This is a genomic window from Phenylobacterium koreense (genome assembly GCF_040545335.1).
Lineage (GTDB): Bacteria > Pseudomonadota > Alphaproteobacteria > Caulobacterales > Caulobacteraceae > Phenylobacterium > Phenylobacterium koreense.
Window position 1 is genome coordinate 77,190 of record NZ_JBEPLU010000001.1, and the last position, 14,456, is coordinate 91,645.

General features: G+C 68.2%; 15 protein-coding genes and 1 riboswitch. Of the genes, 7 read left to right on the plus strand and 8 right to left on the minus strand.

Annotation, left to right across the window (positions count from 1 at the left end):
- Positions 1-5: 5 nt before the first annotated feature.
- Positions 6-3,239 (plus strand): efflux RND transporter permease subunit, encoded by a 3,234-nt coding sequence (locus ABID41_RS00385; RefSeq protein ID WP_331932399.1) that lies wholly within the window; start codon positions 6-8, stop codon positions 3,237-3,239.
- Positions 3,240-3,281: 42 nt separating this feature from the next.
- Here the strand turns inward: ABID41_RS00385 and ABID41_RS00390 are convergent, their stop codons facing one another.
- Both ABID41_RS00390 and ABID41_RS00395 read right to left on the minus strand, forming a co-directional pair.
- Complete coding sequence (locus ABID41_RS00390) at positions 3,282-5,111, minus strand: ABCB family ABC transporter ATP-binding protein/permease (RefSeq protein ID WP_354296923.1); 1,830 nt, start codon at positions 5,109-5,111, stop codon at positions 3,282-3,284.
- A 22-nt stretch (positions 5,112-5,133) separates the two neighbouring features.
- On the minus strand, positions 5,134-5,916 hold the full coding sequence (locus ABID41_RS00395; protein WP_354296925.1) for a hypothetical protein: 783 nt from the start codon (positions 5,914-5,916) through the stop codon (positions 5,134-5,136).
- A 97-nt stretch (positions 5,917-6,013) separates the two neighbouring features.
- On the opposite strand from ABID41_RS00395, the gene ABID41_RS00400 reads away from it, so the two are divergent.
- A complete protein-coding gene (locus tag ABID41_RS00400; protein ID WP_331930538.1) occupies positions 6,014-6,616 on the plus strand; it encodes an LOG family protein in 603 nt (200 codons plus the stop codon).
- Between the two features lie 20 nt (positions 6,617-6,636).
- Here ABID41_RS00400 and fabA read toward each other — a convergent pair whose 3' ends face one another.
- The 6 genes from fabA to fliX all read right to left on the minus strand — a co-directional run bounded on the left by fabA (position 6,637) and on the right by fliX (position 10,924).
- On the minus strand, positions 6,637-7,170 hold the full coding sequence (fabA, locus tag ABID41_RS00405; protein WP_331930536.1) for a bifunctional 3-hydroxydecanoyl-ACP dehydratase/trans-2-decenoyl-ACP isomerase: 534 nt from the start codon (positions 7,168-7,170) through the stop codon (positions 6,637-6,639).
- A 111-nt stretch (positions 7,171-7,281) separates the two neighbouring features.
- Entirely contained in the window at positions 7,282-7,806 is a 525-nt protein-coding gene (locus tag ABID41_RS00410) for a GNAT family N-acetyltransferase (protein WP_331930534.1), read from the minus strand.
- Positions 7,803-9,470 carry an NAD+ synthase gene (locus tag ABID41_RS00415; protein WP_331930532.1) on the minus strand — a complete coding sequence of 556 codons (1,668 nt, stop codon included), beginning with the start codon at positions 9,468-9,470 and terminating at the stop codon, positions 7,803-7,805. The genes ABID41_RS00410 and ABID41_RS00415 overlap by 4 nt, the downstream gene beginning before the upstream one ends.
- A gap of 49 nt (positions 9,471-9,519) precedes the next feature.
- Positions 9,520-9,750 (minus strand): MmyB family transcriptional regulator, encoded by a 231-nt coding sequence (locus ABID41_RS00420; RefSeq protein ID WP_354296930.1) that lies wholly within the window; start codon positions 9,748-9,750, stop codon positions 9,520-9,522.
- A gap of 215 nt (positions 9,751-9,965) precedes the next feature.
- Positions 9,966-10,394: an RNA polymerase-binding protein DksA gene (gene dksA / locus ABID41_RS00425; RefSeq protein ID WP_331930528.1), complete on the minus strand. Its 429-nt coding sequence runs from the start codon at positions 10,392-10,394 to the stop codon at positions 9,966-9,968.
- Positions 10,395-10,492: 98 nt separating this feature from the next.
- Positions 10,493-10,924 (minus strand): flagellar assembly regulator FliX, encoded by a 432-nt coding sequence (fliX, locus tag ABID41_RS00430; protein ID WP_354296932.1) that lies wholly within the window; start codon positions 10,922-10,924, stop codon positions 10,493-10,495.
- A 201-nt stretch (positions 10,925-11,125) separates the two neighbouring features.
- On the opposite strand from fliX, the gene ABID41_RS00435 reads away from it, so the two are divergent.
- The 5 genes from ABID41_RS00435 (at position 11,126) to ABID41_RS00455 (ending at position 14,377) form a co-directional block, all read left to right on the plus strand.
- Positions 11,126-12,232, plus strand: a complete 1,107-nt coding sequence (locus ABID41_RS00435) for a flagellar basal body P-ring protein FlgI (RefSeq protein WP_331929538.1) — start codon at positions 11,126-11,128, stop codon at positions 12,230-12,232.
- On the plus strand, positions 12,232-12,543 hold the full coding sequence (locus ABID41_RS00440) for a rod-binding protein (protein WP_331929540.1): 312 nt from the start codon (positions 12,232-12,234) through the stop codon (positions 12,541-12,543). The genes ABID41_RS00435 and ABID41_RS00440 overlap by 1 nt, the downstream gene beginning before the upstream one ends.
- 10 nt (positions 12,544-12,553) lie before the next feature.
- On the plus strand, positions 12,554-12,997 hold the full coding sequence (locus ABID41_RS00445; protein ID WP_354296936.1) for a flagellar basal body protein: 444 nt from the start codon (positions 12,554-12,556) through the stop codon (positions 12,995-12,997).
- Between the two features lie 182 nt (positions 12,998-13,179).
- A riboswitch (FMN riboswitch) is annotated at positions 13,180-13,337 on the plus strand.
- Between the two features lie 99 nt (positions 13,338-13,436).
- On the plus strand, positions 13,437-13,940 hold the full coding sequence (locus ABID41_RS00450) for a 6,7-dimethyl-8-ribityllumazine synthase (RefSeq protein ID WP_331932939.1): 504 nt from the start codon (positions 13,437-13,439) through the stop codon (positions 13,938-13,940).
- Positions 13,941-13,948: 8 nt separating this feature from the next.
- Positions 13,949-14,377 carry a PaaI family thioesterase gene (locus ABID41_RS00455; protein ID WP_354296938.1) on the plus strand — a complete coding sequence of 143 codons (429 nt, stop codon included), beginning with the start codon at positions 13,949-13,951 and terminating at the stop codon, positions 14,375-14,377.
- The last annotated feature ends 79 nt before the right edge of the window (positions 14,378-14,456 follow it).

Here is a 14,456-nt window from a genome sequence, read left to right on the forward strand (position 1 = left end):
AAGCCATGATCGGACCTCTGATCGACGGCGCGATAAAACGACGGAAAGTCGTCCTGGCGGTCACCCTGATCGCCAGCCTGTTCGGCTTCGGAGCCTATCTCTCCATGCCGCGGGAGTCGGACCCGAATATCGACTTCCCGTTCCTGGCGGTGGTGGTTCCCTATCCGGGGGTCAGTCCCGAGGACGCCGAGCGGCTGCTCGTGCGGCCGCTGGAGACCGAGATTCAGACCATCGACGGCATCAAGGAGATGAACTCCGTCGCCCGGCAGGGCATGGCGGTCGTCAACCTGGAATTTGAACCCAACTTCGACAAGGACAAGGCTCTGGCCGAGGTGCGCGCCAAGGTCGACCTGGCCCGCGGCGAGTTCCCGCCGGACGCCGAAGAGCCGATCATCGAGGAGGCCAGTACGGCGGCCGACCCGGTCATCGGCATCGTGCTGTCGGGCGCGGCGCCCGAGCGGACCCTGTTCCAGATCTCCCGCGAGCTGCAGGACCGGCTGGAAGGCACGCCCGGCGTGCTGGAGGTCTATCTCAACGGCGGTCGCGAGGAGGTGCTGGAAGTCACCATCGACCCGGTGCGGATGGAGGCGGCCAACGTCACCACCGGCGAACTCGCCCAACTCATCGCCCGGAACAACCAGCTCGTGCCCGCCGGCAACCTGGAATCCGGGACCGGCAAGTTCGCAGTCAAGGTGCCCGGCGTGGTCGAGAAGCCGGAGGACATCCTCTCCCTGCCGATCAAGCGCAACGGCGACCGGCTAATCACCGTGGCCGACATCGGCGATGTGCGGCGGACCTTCAAGGAGGCGACCTATATCAGCCGCTTCAACGGCCAGCCGGCCTTCTCGGTGGATGTCGCCAAGCGCTCGGGGGCCAACATCCTCGACACCGTCGCGGCGGTTCGCAAGGTGGTGGCCGAGGAACAGACCCGCTGGCCCGAGACGGTCAAGGTCTCCTACATCTTCGACCAGAGCGACTTTATCGGCCGGACCCTGGTGGTGCTGGAAAGCGGCCTGCTGATCGCGACCATCCTGGTGATGCTGATCATCGTCGCGACCCTGGGCATCCGGCAGGGGCTGATGGTCGGGGCGGCGATCCCCGCCTGCTTCATGATCGCCTTCCTGATGCTGAACGCCACCGGCAACACCCTGAACCAGATGGTGATGTTCGGCCTGGTGCTGGCGGTGGGGATCCTGGTGGACGGCGGCATCGTCGTGGTCGAGTACGCCGACCGCAAGATGGCCGAGGGCCTGACCAAGGAAGAGGCCTTCGCCGCCGCCGGCAAGCGCATGTTCTGGCCGGTGCTGAACGGCACCCTGACGACCCTGTGCGCCTTCGTGCCCTTCCTGTTCTGGAACTCGATCGCCGGGAAGTTCATGAGCTTCCTGCCCCTGACCCTGTTCTATGTGCTCGGCGGCTCGATCTTCATCGCGCTGATCTTCACCCCCGCCCTCGGCTCGATCTTCGGGCGCAAGGCGGCCGTGGACGCCGCGCACCTGGCGGAGATCGAAAAGTCCGAACACGGCGACCCGCTGCAGATGACCGGCTTCATGGGCCGCTATGCGCGGACGGTGCACGCCCTGGGCAAGCGTCCGCTGATGGCGCTCGGCGCCACCGTGCTGGTCATCGTGGCGGTGGTGTCGGCGTTCGTCGCGGCCAAGAAGCCCACCGAGTTCTTCCTGCGCCAGGACCCCGAATATGTGGCGGTCTACGTGAAGGCGCGAGGCAACCTCTCGCCCCAGGCGCAGGACTCGCTGGTCGCCCAGGTCGAACAGCGGATGCAGGGGATCAAGGGGATCGAATCGGTCTTCGTCCGTTCGGGCACGACCAGCCCCGGCGGCGGCCCGAACTCTCCGCCCAACGACACCATCGGCCGGATCAGCGTCGACTTCGTAGACTACGAGGAACGGCTTGGCCTTGGCCTGGTCGGCAAGGACGTCGCCAACGAGATCCGGCGGCGGGTGACCAACATCCCCGGCATCGAGGTCGAGGTCCGCGAGCCCCAGGGCGGCCCGCCCGTGGGCAAGGACGTGCAGGTCGAGCTGCGCGGCCAGGACCCCGTCGCGCTCAACAAGGCGGCCGATCTGGTGAAGGCCAAGATGGCCGCCGACCCACAGCTCTACGAGCTGGAGGACAACCGCACATCGCCGGGAATCGAGTGGAACATGACCGTCGATCGCGAGGCGGCCGGCCGCTACGGCGTGGACGTGCTGACGGTCGGCCAGGCGATCCAATTCGTCACCGGCGGGGTTCTGGTCGGCCGCTTCCGCCCCGACGACGCCGACGACGAGCTGGACATCCGGGTGCGCTTCCCGCCGGAGAGCCGCAACGTCGCGGCCTTCGACACCCTGAAGGTGCCGACCCAGTTCGGGCCGGTGCCGGCCAGCTACTTCATCAAGCTTGCGCCGGCCCAGCAGGTGACGACCATCCAGCGCCGGGACGCCCAGCGGCTGGTGGTGATCCAGGCCAACACCATCGAGGGCGTCGCCACCAACGCGAAGATCGCCGAGCTGCGACCCTGGCTGCAGCAGGCCAACATCCCCCCTTCCGTCCGCTGGAAGTTCACCGGCGCCGACGAAGAGGGTCAGGAAGCGGCGCAGTTCTTCATGGTGGCCATGGCCGTCTCGCTGTTCCTGATGTCGGTGATCCTGCTCTGGCAGTTCAACTCGTACTATGGGGTGGTGGTGACGCTGTCGGCCGTGGCCCTGTCGACGGTCGGCGTGTTGTTGGGTGTGGTGGTGAACCTCGCCCACACCTTCGACTACCTGTCGGTGCTGATGCTGGGCACAGGCGTCGTGGCGCTGGCCGGTGTGGTGGTCGGGCACAATATCGTGCTGGTGGACACCTTCTACCAGCTTCGGCGGACCGGCTTCCCGGCCGCGGAGGCGGCGGTGCGAGCAGCGACCCAGCGGTTCCGGCCGGTGATGCTGACCACCCTGGTGACCGTCGTCGGGCTGCTGCCGCTGATGTTCCAACTGCACCCGAACTTCCATGGCATGCACATGGAGTACAAGGCGCCCGGTTCGGAGTGGTGGGTGCAGCTTTCGGCCGCCGTGGTCTGGGGGCTTTCGTTCTCCACCCTGCTGACACTGATCCTGACGCCCGTCCTGCTGGCCGCGCCCGAGGTGCTATCGGCGCGGTTTGGACGCCTGTGGGCGCGGACCGGCGGGCGCTGGTGGCCGCAGCGGCGCAAGGCTGCCCTCAAGGTCGCAGGCGACGTGCCCAAGGCCGCGGAGTAGCAGAGCGAGGAGCTCCGCCGGCGCGCACCTTGGGGGCCGAGATCAAGCGGTCCGAGTCTGGCGACGCCAGAGGGCGGCGTATTCGCCGCCCTTTTCCAGCAGCTCATCGTGGCGGCCCTGCTCGACGATGCGGCCACGTCGCAGGACCAGGATCAGGTCCGCGTCCACGATAGTCGAGAGGCGGTGAGCGATGACCAGGGTGGTCCGGCCAGCCCGGGCCTTGCGCAGGGTTTCCTGGATCGCCGCCTCGGTCGGGCCGTCGAGGGCGCTGGTGGCCTCGTCGAGCACCAGGACGCGCGGGTCGGCCAGCAGGGCGCGGGCGATGCCGACGCGCTGGCGCTCGCCGCCCGAGAGCTTCAGGCCGCGCTCCCCGACCAGGGTCGCCATGCCACCGGGCAGACTGTCGATGAAGGGCCCCAACTCGGCCGCCTCAGCCGCGGCGCGGATTTCCTGGGCCGTAGCCTCGGGCCGGGCGAAGGCGATGTTGGCGCCGATGGTGTCGTTGAAGAGCGCCACGTCCTGCGGCACCAGGGCGATGGCCCGTCGCAGGGCGGCCTGCTTCACCTGCCGCAGGTCCGCGCCGTCGATGGTGATCGCGCCGCTCTGAGGATCGATCAGGCGCAAGGCCAGGCGTACGGCCGTGGTCTTGCCGGCCCCCGATGGCCCGACCAGGGCCACCGTGTCGCCCGGCGCCGCGCGGAAGCTGACGTCGATGAGCCCGGTAGAGCGGGCGTCATGGCGGTATTCGACGTCCTTGAAGACGATCTCCGCCCCATGACCGGTCGCCGGCGGCAGGTCGCGAGCGTCAGGCGCGTCGACGATGTCGGGCCTCACAGCCCGGAGCTGGACCATCTGCTCCATGTCGATGAAGGCCTGGCGGATTTCGCGATAGTTGAAGCCCAGCATGTTGAGCGGGCCATAGATACCGATCAGCAGCAGGATCGCCATGGTGACATCGCCGATCCGCATGCGGCCTTGCAAAACCTCGTAGCCGGCCATGACGGTCATGAGCGCCAGGCCGATATTGAGCACCAGGGCCTGGACGGCGTTCAGCATGGCCAGCGAAGCGTTGGCGCGGACGCCGGCGCGCACGTAATCGGCCATGGCGCCCTCATAGCGCTCGACCGTCCGCTCCTCCGACCCGAAGGTCTTCACGGTCTCGTAGTTCAGCAGGGCGTCCACCGAGAGGCCGGCGGTGCGGCTGTCGGCCTCGTTCAGCTCGCGGCGATGGGAGAGCCGCCAGTCGGTGATCTTGAAGGTCAGGACCGCGTAGAGAACGATCGTGGCCGCCGCGGTGGCGGCGAAGCGCCAGTCGAGCCGGACGACCATCACCCCCATGGCCAGCACCAGCTCCACGGCGGTCGGGCCGAGGTTGAAGACCACGCTGCGCATCAGGAAGTCGGTGGAGCGGGCGCCGCGGTCGATCACGCGGGCCAGGGCGCCGGTCTGCTTGCCCTGATGGTAGTCGAGGCCCAGCGCCAGGGCGTGGGCGAAGGTCTCGGTGGCCGCTTTCGCCATGGTCGACTGGGCGACCACGGTGAAGATCATGTCCCGCAGGTTGGGTGCGCAGGCGGCGACCAATCGCAGCACCGCGAAGGCCACGGCCAGCAGAAGGAAGCCTGCGCCGAGCGTGGCGACCTGCCCTGCCCCGGGCGCCAGGCGGTTAATGGCGTCACCCAGGGCCACGGGCGCTGCGACGCCCGCCAGCTTGCCGACCAGGACCAGGGCGAGGGCCGCGGCGATCCGCCAGCCGAGCCCCGGCGCGCCCGAGCGCATGACCAGACGCGCGAGGTCGGCCATCGAGCGCCAGAAGTCGAACTTCACCCCGGCTGGGGCGATGGCGCCCGGAACGGCGAGACGGCGAGCGGCCATGGCTGGGGTCAAGGAGGTGCGCCTATTTCAGGAGGATGGTCGACTGGGCGCCGCCGCCGGGCGTCATCCAGTCCACGCGCAGGCCGGCGTCCACCGAGGCGGCGCGGAACGGCCCCTGGGAGAGCGCCGGCGCCGGGGTGGCGTCGATCATCACCGGATTTTCGGTGGCGTCGCCGAAGACGTCGATCTGATGGCGCCCTGGGGTCAGCGGCTGCTGGGTCAGGGCCAGGGCGTAGCGGCCGTCCTGGCCAGCTCGCCCCTCGCCGAACTTGCGCCCGTCGATATGGACGCTGAGCGCCGCGCCGGCCGGGGCGCGCCCCGAGACCACCGCCCCGCCCTCGCGGTCGATGTCGACGGCGTCGACGCCGCTGGCCCCCGTGCCATGGCGCAGCGCCCCGGCTCCAGCCCGCAGCAGCACCGGTTCGCCAGTCGGGGTGATCAGGACGTAGCCCTCGCTCTGGACCGCGCGGCCCTCGACCGTGGCCGAGAGCCCGTAGATCCGGGCTTGGGCGCTGGTCGGCAGGGAAAGGCTCCAGGCGCCCTTGGCGTCGGCCTCGGCGAACTGGGCCTCGCCTTCGGGGGTGGCCAGGCGGACGCGTGAGCCAGCGGGCGCCTCGCCCACCAGGCTGAGCCGCCCGTTCGCACCTCGGACGTCGGTGACGCGGGGAGCGATGTAATAGCCGGGATCGGGCTGCGCGCCCGGCGTCTTGGCGGCCGGGGCCAGGGGCGCGGCCCCCTCCCCGCAGCCGGCCGCCATCGGCAGGACCAGCGCGAGGGACAGGAAGGTGGCGAGGCGTCGGCGCACGGCTTTGCTTGAATCTCCTAGGCGCGGGGCATAGCTAGATCGGTCTTTCCCGCCGCCGCTGCAAGCGGCTGCGACGTTTCTCCTGGAGCTCTGCTGCATGGGCGATGCGCCCGACCGCCTCGATTCGGTCTGTGTCTTCTGCGGTTCTTCCGATGCGGCGGCCCCGGCCCTGCTGGATGCGGCGGCCGAGCTGGGCCGCGCCCTGGCGGCGGCGAAGCTGGAGCTGGTCTATGGCGGAGGCGGCGTCGGCCTGATGGGCGCTTGCGCGCGCGCCGCCAATGAGGCCGGCGGCAAGGTGCTGGGGATCATCCCGCATTTCCTGAAGGAACAGGAACGCCGCCTGGACGTGGTGGAGACGGTGGTCGTCTCGTCCATGCACGAGCGCAAGATGATGATGTTCGAGCGCTCGGACGGCTTCGTCGTGCTGCCCGGCGGCATCGGCACCCTGGAAGAGGTGGTGGAGCTGCTGTCCTGGCGGCGGCTGAACCTGCATGGCAAGCCGGTGGTGTTCTACAGCCCCGACGGCTTCTGGGAGCCGCTGTTCAAGCTCTTCCAGCACACGGTGGACGAACACCTGACCCCACCCAGCTTCATGCATAGCTGGACGGCCGTGGACACGATCGAAGAGATCGTCCCGGCCCTGCACGAGGCCGTGCGAGCCGGGCCGGACGCCGCCCCGGACGTGGCGGAGCTGACCTAGGGGTTTGGATCGCCCCTGTCCTAGTCTTCAACGGGCTGGATCATTCCGACGCGGAGGTCGCTCGCTGCGTAGATCGCGACGCCGTCGGCGAACATCTGGCCATTCGCCACCGCCAGGGCGAGCCGGCCGCGGCGCACCTGCTTGAGGCTGACCTCATAACGGACGAGCTTCGTGCGCGGCGTGACGTCCCCGCGGAACCTGACCTCGCCCACGCCCAGGGCGCGGCCCTTGCCCGGCGAACCGGACCAGCCGAGCCAGTAGCCGATGACCTGCCACATTGCGTCGAGGCCGAGGCACCCAGGCATCACCGGATCGCCCACGAAATGGCAGGCGAAGAACCAGAGATCCGGATTGATATCCAGTTCGGCCACCACCCGGCCCTTGCCGAACTCGCCTCCGTCGAGGCCGATCTCGACGATCCTGTCCATCATCAGCATCGGCGGCGCAGGCAGTTGCGCATTGCCGGGGCCGAAATAACCGCCAAGGCCGGACCGGATCAGGTCTTCCTTGGAGTAGCCGGACTTGGGCGTGTGGAAATCATGCGGGGTCGTCACGGCTGCCAGGCCTCCCTTTCTGTCCAGAGGCCTGAGGAAAGGGCCGCGTTCGACGCCAGCCAAGCCTCCGCTTAGGCGGAGGGTGGCATATGCAAGCTGCGCCTTACAACGCTAGGCGCGCCACCGCTCCAGTTGGACGATCTCGCCATGGTACTGCGCGCGGGCGAATTCCTTGAAGCCCATGCGGGCGGCCAGGCGCATGGAGGGGGTGTTGGCGGGGTTGATGATGCAGACCGTGCGGGGGCCTTCGAAGTTCGCGTCGGCCCAGGCAAGGGCCGCGGCGACGGCCTCCCCGGCCAGGCCCTTGCCGTGGGCCGCGGGGGACATCACCCAGCCGATCTCCGGCGTGTCGCCGAAGGGCGGGTCCATGCTGCGCTGAAAGTTGCAGAAGCCGACGTCGCCGAGGAGTTGGCCGGTCTGGCGGTCGCAGACCATCCAGGGGCCGAAGCCCATCTCCTCCCAGTGGCCGATATTGCGCAGCAGGCGGTTCCAGGCCTCCTCGCGGGTGGCCGGCTTGCCGCCGATGAAGCGGGTCACGTCCGGATAGCCCCACATGGCGGCGAAAGCCTCGAAGTCGGAGGCCTGCTGGCCGCGCAGGGTCAGGCGGTCGGTCTGCAGGACCGGGGCGCGGCTCACGAGGTGGTCACCGCGTCGCGGAAGCCGTTGACGATGGGATAGCGGCGGTCGCGGCCGAAGGCGCGCGGACCGATCTTCACGCCGGGGGCGGCCTGGCGGCGCTTGTATTCGGAGCTGTAGAGCAGGCGCTGGACCTTCTCGACGATCTCGGGGGCGAAGCCGCGGGCGACGATCTCGTCGAGGGTCGCCTCCTCCTCCACCAGGCCGTGAAGGATGGCGTCGAGCTCGGCGTACTCCGGCAGGCTGTCCTGATCCTTCTGGTCGGGGCGCAGCTCGGCCGAGGGGGCCTTTGTGATGATGCGCTCGGGGATCGGGCTGGCGGCGACGCCGAAGGGATCGTTCGCGTTGCGCCAGTCGCAGACGGCGTAGACCTCGGTCTTGTAGACGTCCTTGATCACGTTGTAGCCGCCGCACATGTCGCCGTAGAGGGTGGCGTAGCCGACCGCCATCTCGGACTTGTTGCCGGTGGTGAGCAGCATGTGGCCGAGCTTGTTGGAAAGGGCCATGAGCGAGAGGCCCCGCGCCCGGGCCTGGATGTTCTCTTCCGTCAGGTCCGGCGCCTTGTTCTCGAAATGCGGGGTCAGCATCTGGGCGAAGGCGTCGATAGCCGGGGCGATGGAGATCTCGTCCAGCCGCACGCCCAGGCGGGTGGCGCAATCGGCGGCGTCCTCCAGGCTCTCGGTGCTGGTGTAGCGCGAGGGCAGCATGAAGCAGCGGACGCGGTCGGGGCCGAGGGCGTCGGCGGCGACCACGGCGCTGATGGCGGAGTCGACCCCGCCGGACAGACCCAGAAGCACGCCGGGGAAGCCGGACTTGTTCACATAGTCGCGCAGGCCAAGGACCATGGCGCGATAGATCTCCTCCGGCCCGGTCGGCCAGTCAGCCATCGGCGCCTCACGGCAAGCCCAGCCGCCGGCGCCCTTCTCCCAGACGGTCAGGGCGAAGCCTTCCTCGAACATCGGCAGGCGCATGACCACCTCGCCGGCGGCCGAGAGGGCGAAGGAGCCGCCATCGAAGACCAGCTCGTCCTGGCCGCCGACCTCGTTGACGTAGAGCAGCGGCAGGCCGGTCTCGGCGACCCTAGCCTTGGAGACAGCCATCCGTTCGTCGTCGGCGGTGCGGCGGAAGGGCGAGCCATTGGGGACCAGCAGGATTTCCGCGCCTTTGGCGGCGAGGTCGGCGCAGACGGCGGCGGACCAGATGTCCTCGCAGATCGGAACGCCCAGGCGCACGCCCTTCAGTTCGAAGACCCGCGGTTCGACGCCCGGCTCGAAGACGCGCTTTTCGTCGAAGACCCCGTAGTTGGGCAGGTCGGCCTTGAAGGCCACGCCCTTGACCTCGCCCTCGGCCAGGAACGCCAGGCCGTTGTAAGGGCGCTTCTTGGGGTCGGCGTTGGGCCAGATCACCCCGACCAGGGCGGCGGGCCCATCCTTGGTCTCCAGGGCCAGGCGCTCGACCGCCGCCTTGCCCGCCGCCCAGAAGGCCGGCTTCATCGCCAGGTCCTCCGGCGGATAGCCGTTGATGAAGAGCTCGGAGAACACCGCGAGATCGACGCCGGCCGCCTTGGCCTGCCCGATATGCTTCCTGGCTAGAGCTTCATTGTGGGCGATGGCGCCCACGGTCGGATTGGCTTGGACGGCGGCGATCACAAGGCGTTGGGTCATGGCCTGTGATGTAGCGTCGGTCGGCGACGGGAGCCAGAGGGCTAGGCTATTACAAGGAGGTCAGGCCGGGACGGCAGCCGCGTCCAGGGTTTCCAGACGCGCGCGGATCCGCGTCGCATCGTCCAAGGTCGCAGGATTGTAGACGACCATCGCCGAAGATGACGCACAGGATGTTCCGGCGCTCCGGCGGAAGCGCGCCATAGTCGAATAGCGCGGCGGCAGCCGCCCTGTTCCAGGCCACGACATCCCATGTCGCCGTCCTCGCCAGGGCCGGCTGCATTCCAGGGTGTCCAGCAGCCGCTGGAGACGAGGCGTGACGCCATCGCTCGCACGGTCGCGGATCGCCGGGCGCCCGAGCCCGATCAGGAACAGATGCTCGCGCTCGGCATCGGTCAGCAGCAGGGCACTATGCGATCTTGAAACGTGCTCTAGATTCAAAGAGTTGAGCGCGCTCCGCAAAACCGGGTTCCACTTTTGCGGAACGCGCTCTGAATTCTAGTCGTCGCGGTGAACGCGCTCTTTGCGTTCGTGCCGCTCCTGGGCCTCGAGGCTCAGCGTCGCGATCGGACGAGCCTCCAGGCGAGCGACGCCGATCGGCTCGCCCGTATCCTCGCAGTAGCCGTAAGAGCCGTCCTCGATCCGGCGCAGCGCTTCGTCGATCTTGGAAATCAACTTGCGCTGGCGATCCCGAGTGCGGAGCTCAAGAGCTCGGTCGGTTTCCGACGTCGCCCTGTCTGCCAGGTCAGGATGGTTTTCGGTTTCGCTCTGAAGATGGGCGAGGGTTTCGCGGGACTCCCGCAAAATGTCCTCTTTCCAGTTCAAGAGCTTTTGCTTGAAGTACTCGAGCTGACGCTCGTTCATGAACTCCTCGTCCTCGGAAGGACGATATTCTGGCTTTTCCGCCAACATAGTGGCCGTGCTCATAGACGCCTCAAGCCCCCTCGGTACGTTCCCCGACACACGCCGGGGCGCTTATACCAAAAGTAAATCCGCTTTCAACGAACCTCGCTCTTCGCGGGCGGTTAAGCCGCACGATTCGCACGTTCGAGTTTAGCAAGTTCCACGGCGGCACGCGTTTCAATCTCGTTCAACACGCTTTCCAGGCGCTCGTCATCGGTGCTTAGGCGTTCATCGTGAACTGCCTGTTGCAGGCGCTGTAGATCGTTAAGCGACACCTCGCCCGAAAGAAGGGCGATCTTCACGTCTTCGAGAACATCGAGAATCCGGCCCGCCCGGCTGACCGCCCGGCGCTTGCGTTCCAGCGGCCCGCCGATGTCCTGGAGCGCCAGGATCGCATCGACGCTCATGACGCCCGCGACGCCCGCCGCGCGTGCGACCTGGGCCGCGCCCGCCGCCGCCGGGGCCTGGTTCAGGTGGAACCCGTCGCCGCCCGCCGGTCTGGCCTTGCCGGAGCCGCCGGTCGAACCGACGCCGCTTGTACCGCTGACCTTCATGAAAGGCCCTCTATCACGCTTCGACCTGAATTTCCCTAGTCACGCTTAGGGTATGGTTAATGCCGGGCAATTTCTGCCGCCAGGCAGCCTCCCCCACCCCCATGCCGACGCACATCGCATTGTTTTTATTCAGCTTACAGACTGGCACGCCTATCGCATAGGCGAGGCGAGCTTGTTCCAGTCGTCTGCGCCGGGGTTTCCATGCGCCGTTCAATCCGCCTCTTCAGCGCCGCCTTCCTGGCCGCCGCCCTCGCCGCCGGGCCGAGCTTCGCCAAGTCGCGCATCAAGGACATCGTCGAGTTCGAGGGCGTGCGCGACAACATGCTGGTCGGCTATGGCCTGGTGGTCGGCCTGAACGGCACCGGCGACTCGCTGCGCAACGCCGCCTTCACCCGCCAGAGCCTGGAAGCGATGCTGGAGCGGCTGGGGGTCAACACCCGCGACGCCAACCTCAACACCAAGAACGTGGCCGCCGTCATGGTCACCGCCCGCCTGCCCGCCTTCGCCGCGGCCGGTTCGCCGATTGACGCCTCGGTCTCGGCCATGGGCGACGCCAAGAGCCTGCAGGGCGGCACCCTGCTGGTCACCCCGCTCATGGGCGCCGACGGCCAGGCCTACGCCATCAGCCAAGGCACGGTGCAGACCGGGTCGATCTCGGCCACCGGCGCCTCGGGTACGTCGGTCTCCAAGGGCGTGCCGACCGCTGGCCGCATCGCCGGCGGCGCGATCGTCGAGCGCGAGGTCGGCTTCCAGCTCGCCAGCATGAGCGAACTGAGGATGACCCTGCGCAATCCGGACTTCAGCACGGCGCGCAAGATCGCCGAGGCGGTGAACGGCCGCTTCCCCGGCACGGCGCGGGCGGACAACCCGACCATCGTCACCCTGCGCCCGCCGGGCGGCCAGGACCTGGTCTCCTTCATGTCCCAGGTCGAGAACCTGAGCGTCGACACCGACGCCCCGGCCAAGGTGGTCATCGACGAGGTCGCCGGCGTGGTGGTGATGGGCGAGAACGTGCGGATATCCACTGTCGCCATCGCTCAAGGCAACCTGACGATCACCGTGCGGGAATCGCCTGCGGTCAGCCAGCCGGCGCCCTTCAGCCAGGGCCGGACCACGGTGGTTCCGCAGTCGGATGTCCAGGTGGACGAGGAAAAGGGCAAGAAGCTCATCACCCTCCGCGACGGCGCTTCGCTCTCGAGCCTGGTCGCCGGGCTGAACGCCCTGGGCGTCACGCCGCGGGACATGATCTCGATCCTGCAGACCATCAAGGCGGCCGGCGCGCTGCAGGCCGACATCGAGGTGATGTGATGGACCTGGCCGCCCCTTCCGCCCTGCCCCTTCCCGCCGCCCAGCCGACGGCGCCGAGCGCCGAAGAACTGGCCAAGCGCGGCCAGATCGCCAAGACCGCCCAGGACTTCGAGGCCTCGTTCCTTTCGGTGATGCTGGGCGAGATGTTCAAGGACGTCGGCGCCGAGGCCCCGTTCAACGGCGGCGTCGGCGAGCAGGCGTTCAAATCCTTCCTGAGCGACGCCATGGCCAAGCAGATGGTCAGGAACGGCGGGGTCGGCCTGTCCAACCGCGTCGCAAAGGAAATGCTGAAACTTCAGGGCCTGAGCTAGGAGAGTTCCCATGGCGATTTCCGCCACCGACGCGGCCGACCGGGTCGAACAGCTGATCCTGCTGACCGAGCGCCTCACCGAGCTGGTGGCCCAGGACGCGCAGGCCTTCGAACAGCGCCGGCCGCAGGACGTCGGCCAGAACCTCGAAGAAACCTCCAAGCTGGCCAACATCTACCGGCACGAGTCGGCGCGGGTGCGGGCCAATCCGGCGCTGGTCTCCGGCGCGCCGCTGGAGCAGCGCACCCGCCTGATCCGGGCGACCGAGGCGTTCGACGCCGTGCTGGCCCGCCAGGGCCGCGCCCTGGACGCCGCCAAGACCGTCTCTGAGGGGCTGGTCCGCGCCATCGCCGAAGAGGTCGCCGCCCAGCGCCAGAGCGGCGCCGGCTACGGCCGCGGCGGCGTCGCCGCCCCCCAGCCTTCGGCCACGGCCATCACGCTCAACAAGCGAGCCTGAAGCCCTTCCCCATGGGGAGGGCTATCGCATATGGCTTGCGTCCAGTCGCCCGATCTTTGGCCAACCTGGAGCAGGCTTCAGTTGCCATGGCCCCGTCCTTCATGCGGCAGGGAACAACTAAACGCTTGTTTGACCCCAGGTCATGGGACTAGCCTTGAGATGTCGTCGGGCTGTTCCGACGACCGCGTTCTCAGGGCGGGGTGAAAGTCCCCACCGGCGGTGATGGCGGCCTTGGCCGCACAAGCCCGCGGGCGCCCGATGGCCGATAGGTTCGTCGGGGACAGCAGATTCCGGTGAGATTCCGGGGCCGACGGTTAGAGTCCGGTTATGAGAACCGCTGGCGACGGCCAGTCCTTGAGCGCCTTCGGGCGCACGGGGCCGCTGGCCGAGGCTTAGCGTCTCCCTGAGTCGTGGTTTTGCCCAACTCAGGGATCTGACCATGACCCAACTTGTCACGCACTTTGAAGTCCCCACCGCGAGCGGCGCCTATCGCCTGGCGCGGATCGCGTTCGTCCAGTCCGCCTGGCATAGCGAGATCGTCGACAACGCCTATCAGGGCTTCATCAAGGAGATCGCCGACCTCGGCTTCTCCGAGAACTCCATCGATCGTTTCGAAGTCCCCGGCGCCTTCGAGATTCCGCTGCACGCCCAGACCCTGGCCAAGACCGGCCGCTACGCCGCGATCGTCGCGGCCGGCTTCGTGGTCGACGGCGGCATCTATCGCCACGACTTCGTCGCCTCGTCGGTGATCTCCGGCCTGATGCAGGTCCAGCTCACCACCGAGGTGCCGGTGTTTTCGGTCGTGCTGACGCCGCACCATTTCCATGAGCATGACGTCCATCAGGGCTTCTTCCGCGAGCATTTCCTGGTGAAGGGGGCGGAGGCCGCGCACGCCTGCGCTCGCACCCTGGCGAGCCTCGCCAAGCTCGCCGCGGCGGCGTGAGGCGCCGAATGATGCAGGAAACGGTCCCCATCCCTCCCGGCTTCTCGCGGCACTTCCGCCACAGCCCGGTGACGGATCCGTGGGAGCCGATCTACAGCCGCCAGACGGAGGACGTGGTGGTGCTGGGCCTGGTCGCGGACGCGGCCCACACCAACAGCCGCGGCTTCGTCCACGGCGGCCTGATCAGCGCCCTGGTCGATAACGCCATGGGCCTTTCCTGCGCACGCCGGCTGGGCCAGGGCAGCAGCCTCGTCACGGTGAACCTGGCCTTGGATTTCCTGAGCGCGGCGCAGGTCGGCCAATGGCTGGAATTCGACACCGTGTTCATGAAGCCAGGCGCCACCTTGGCCTTCGCCCAGGCCTTCGTCACCGCCGACGGCGCGCCCTGCGCCCGGGCGAGCGGGGTCTTCCGGGTCGTCAAGAAGGCGACTCACTAGCGGCCGGCGCGTCTCATCCCGAGGGGGTGGGACGCGCCCTCGCCCGCGTGAGGTGAAAACGAAACGCCGGCGAGCAGTT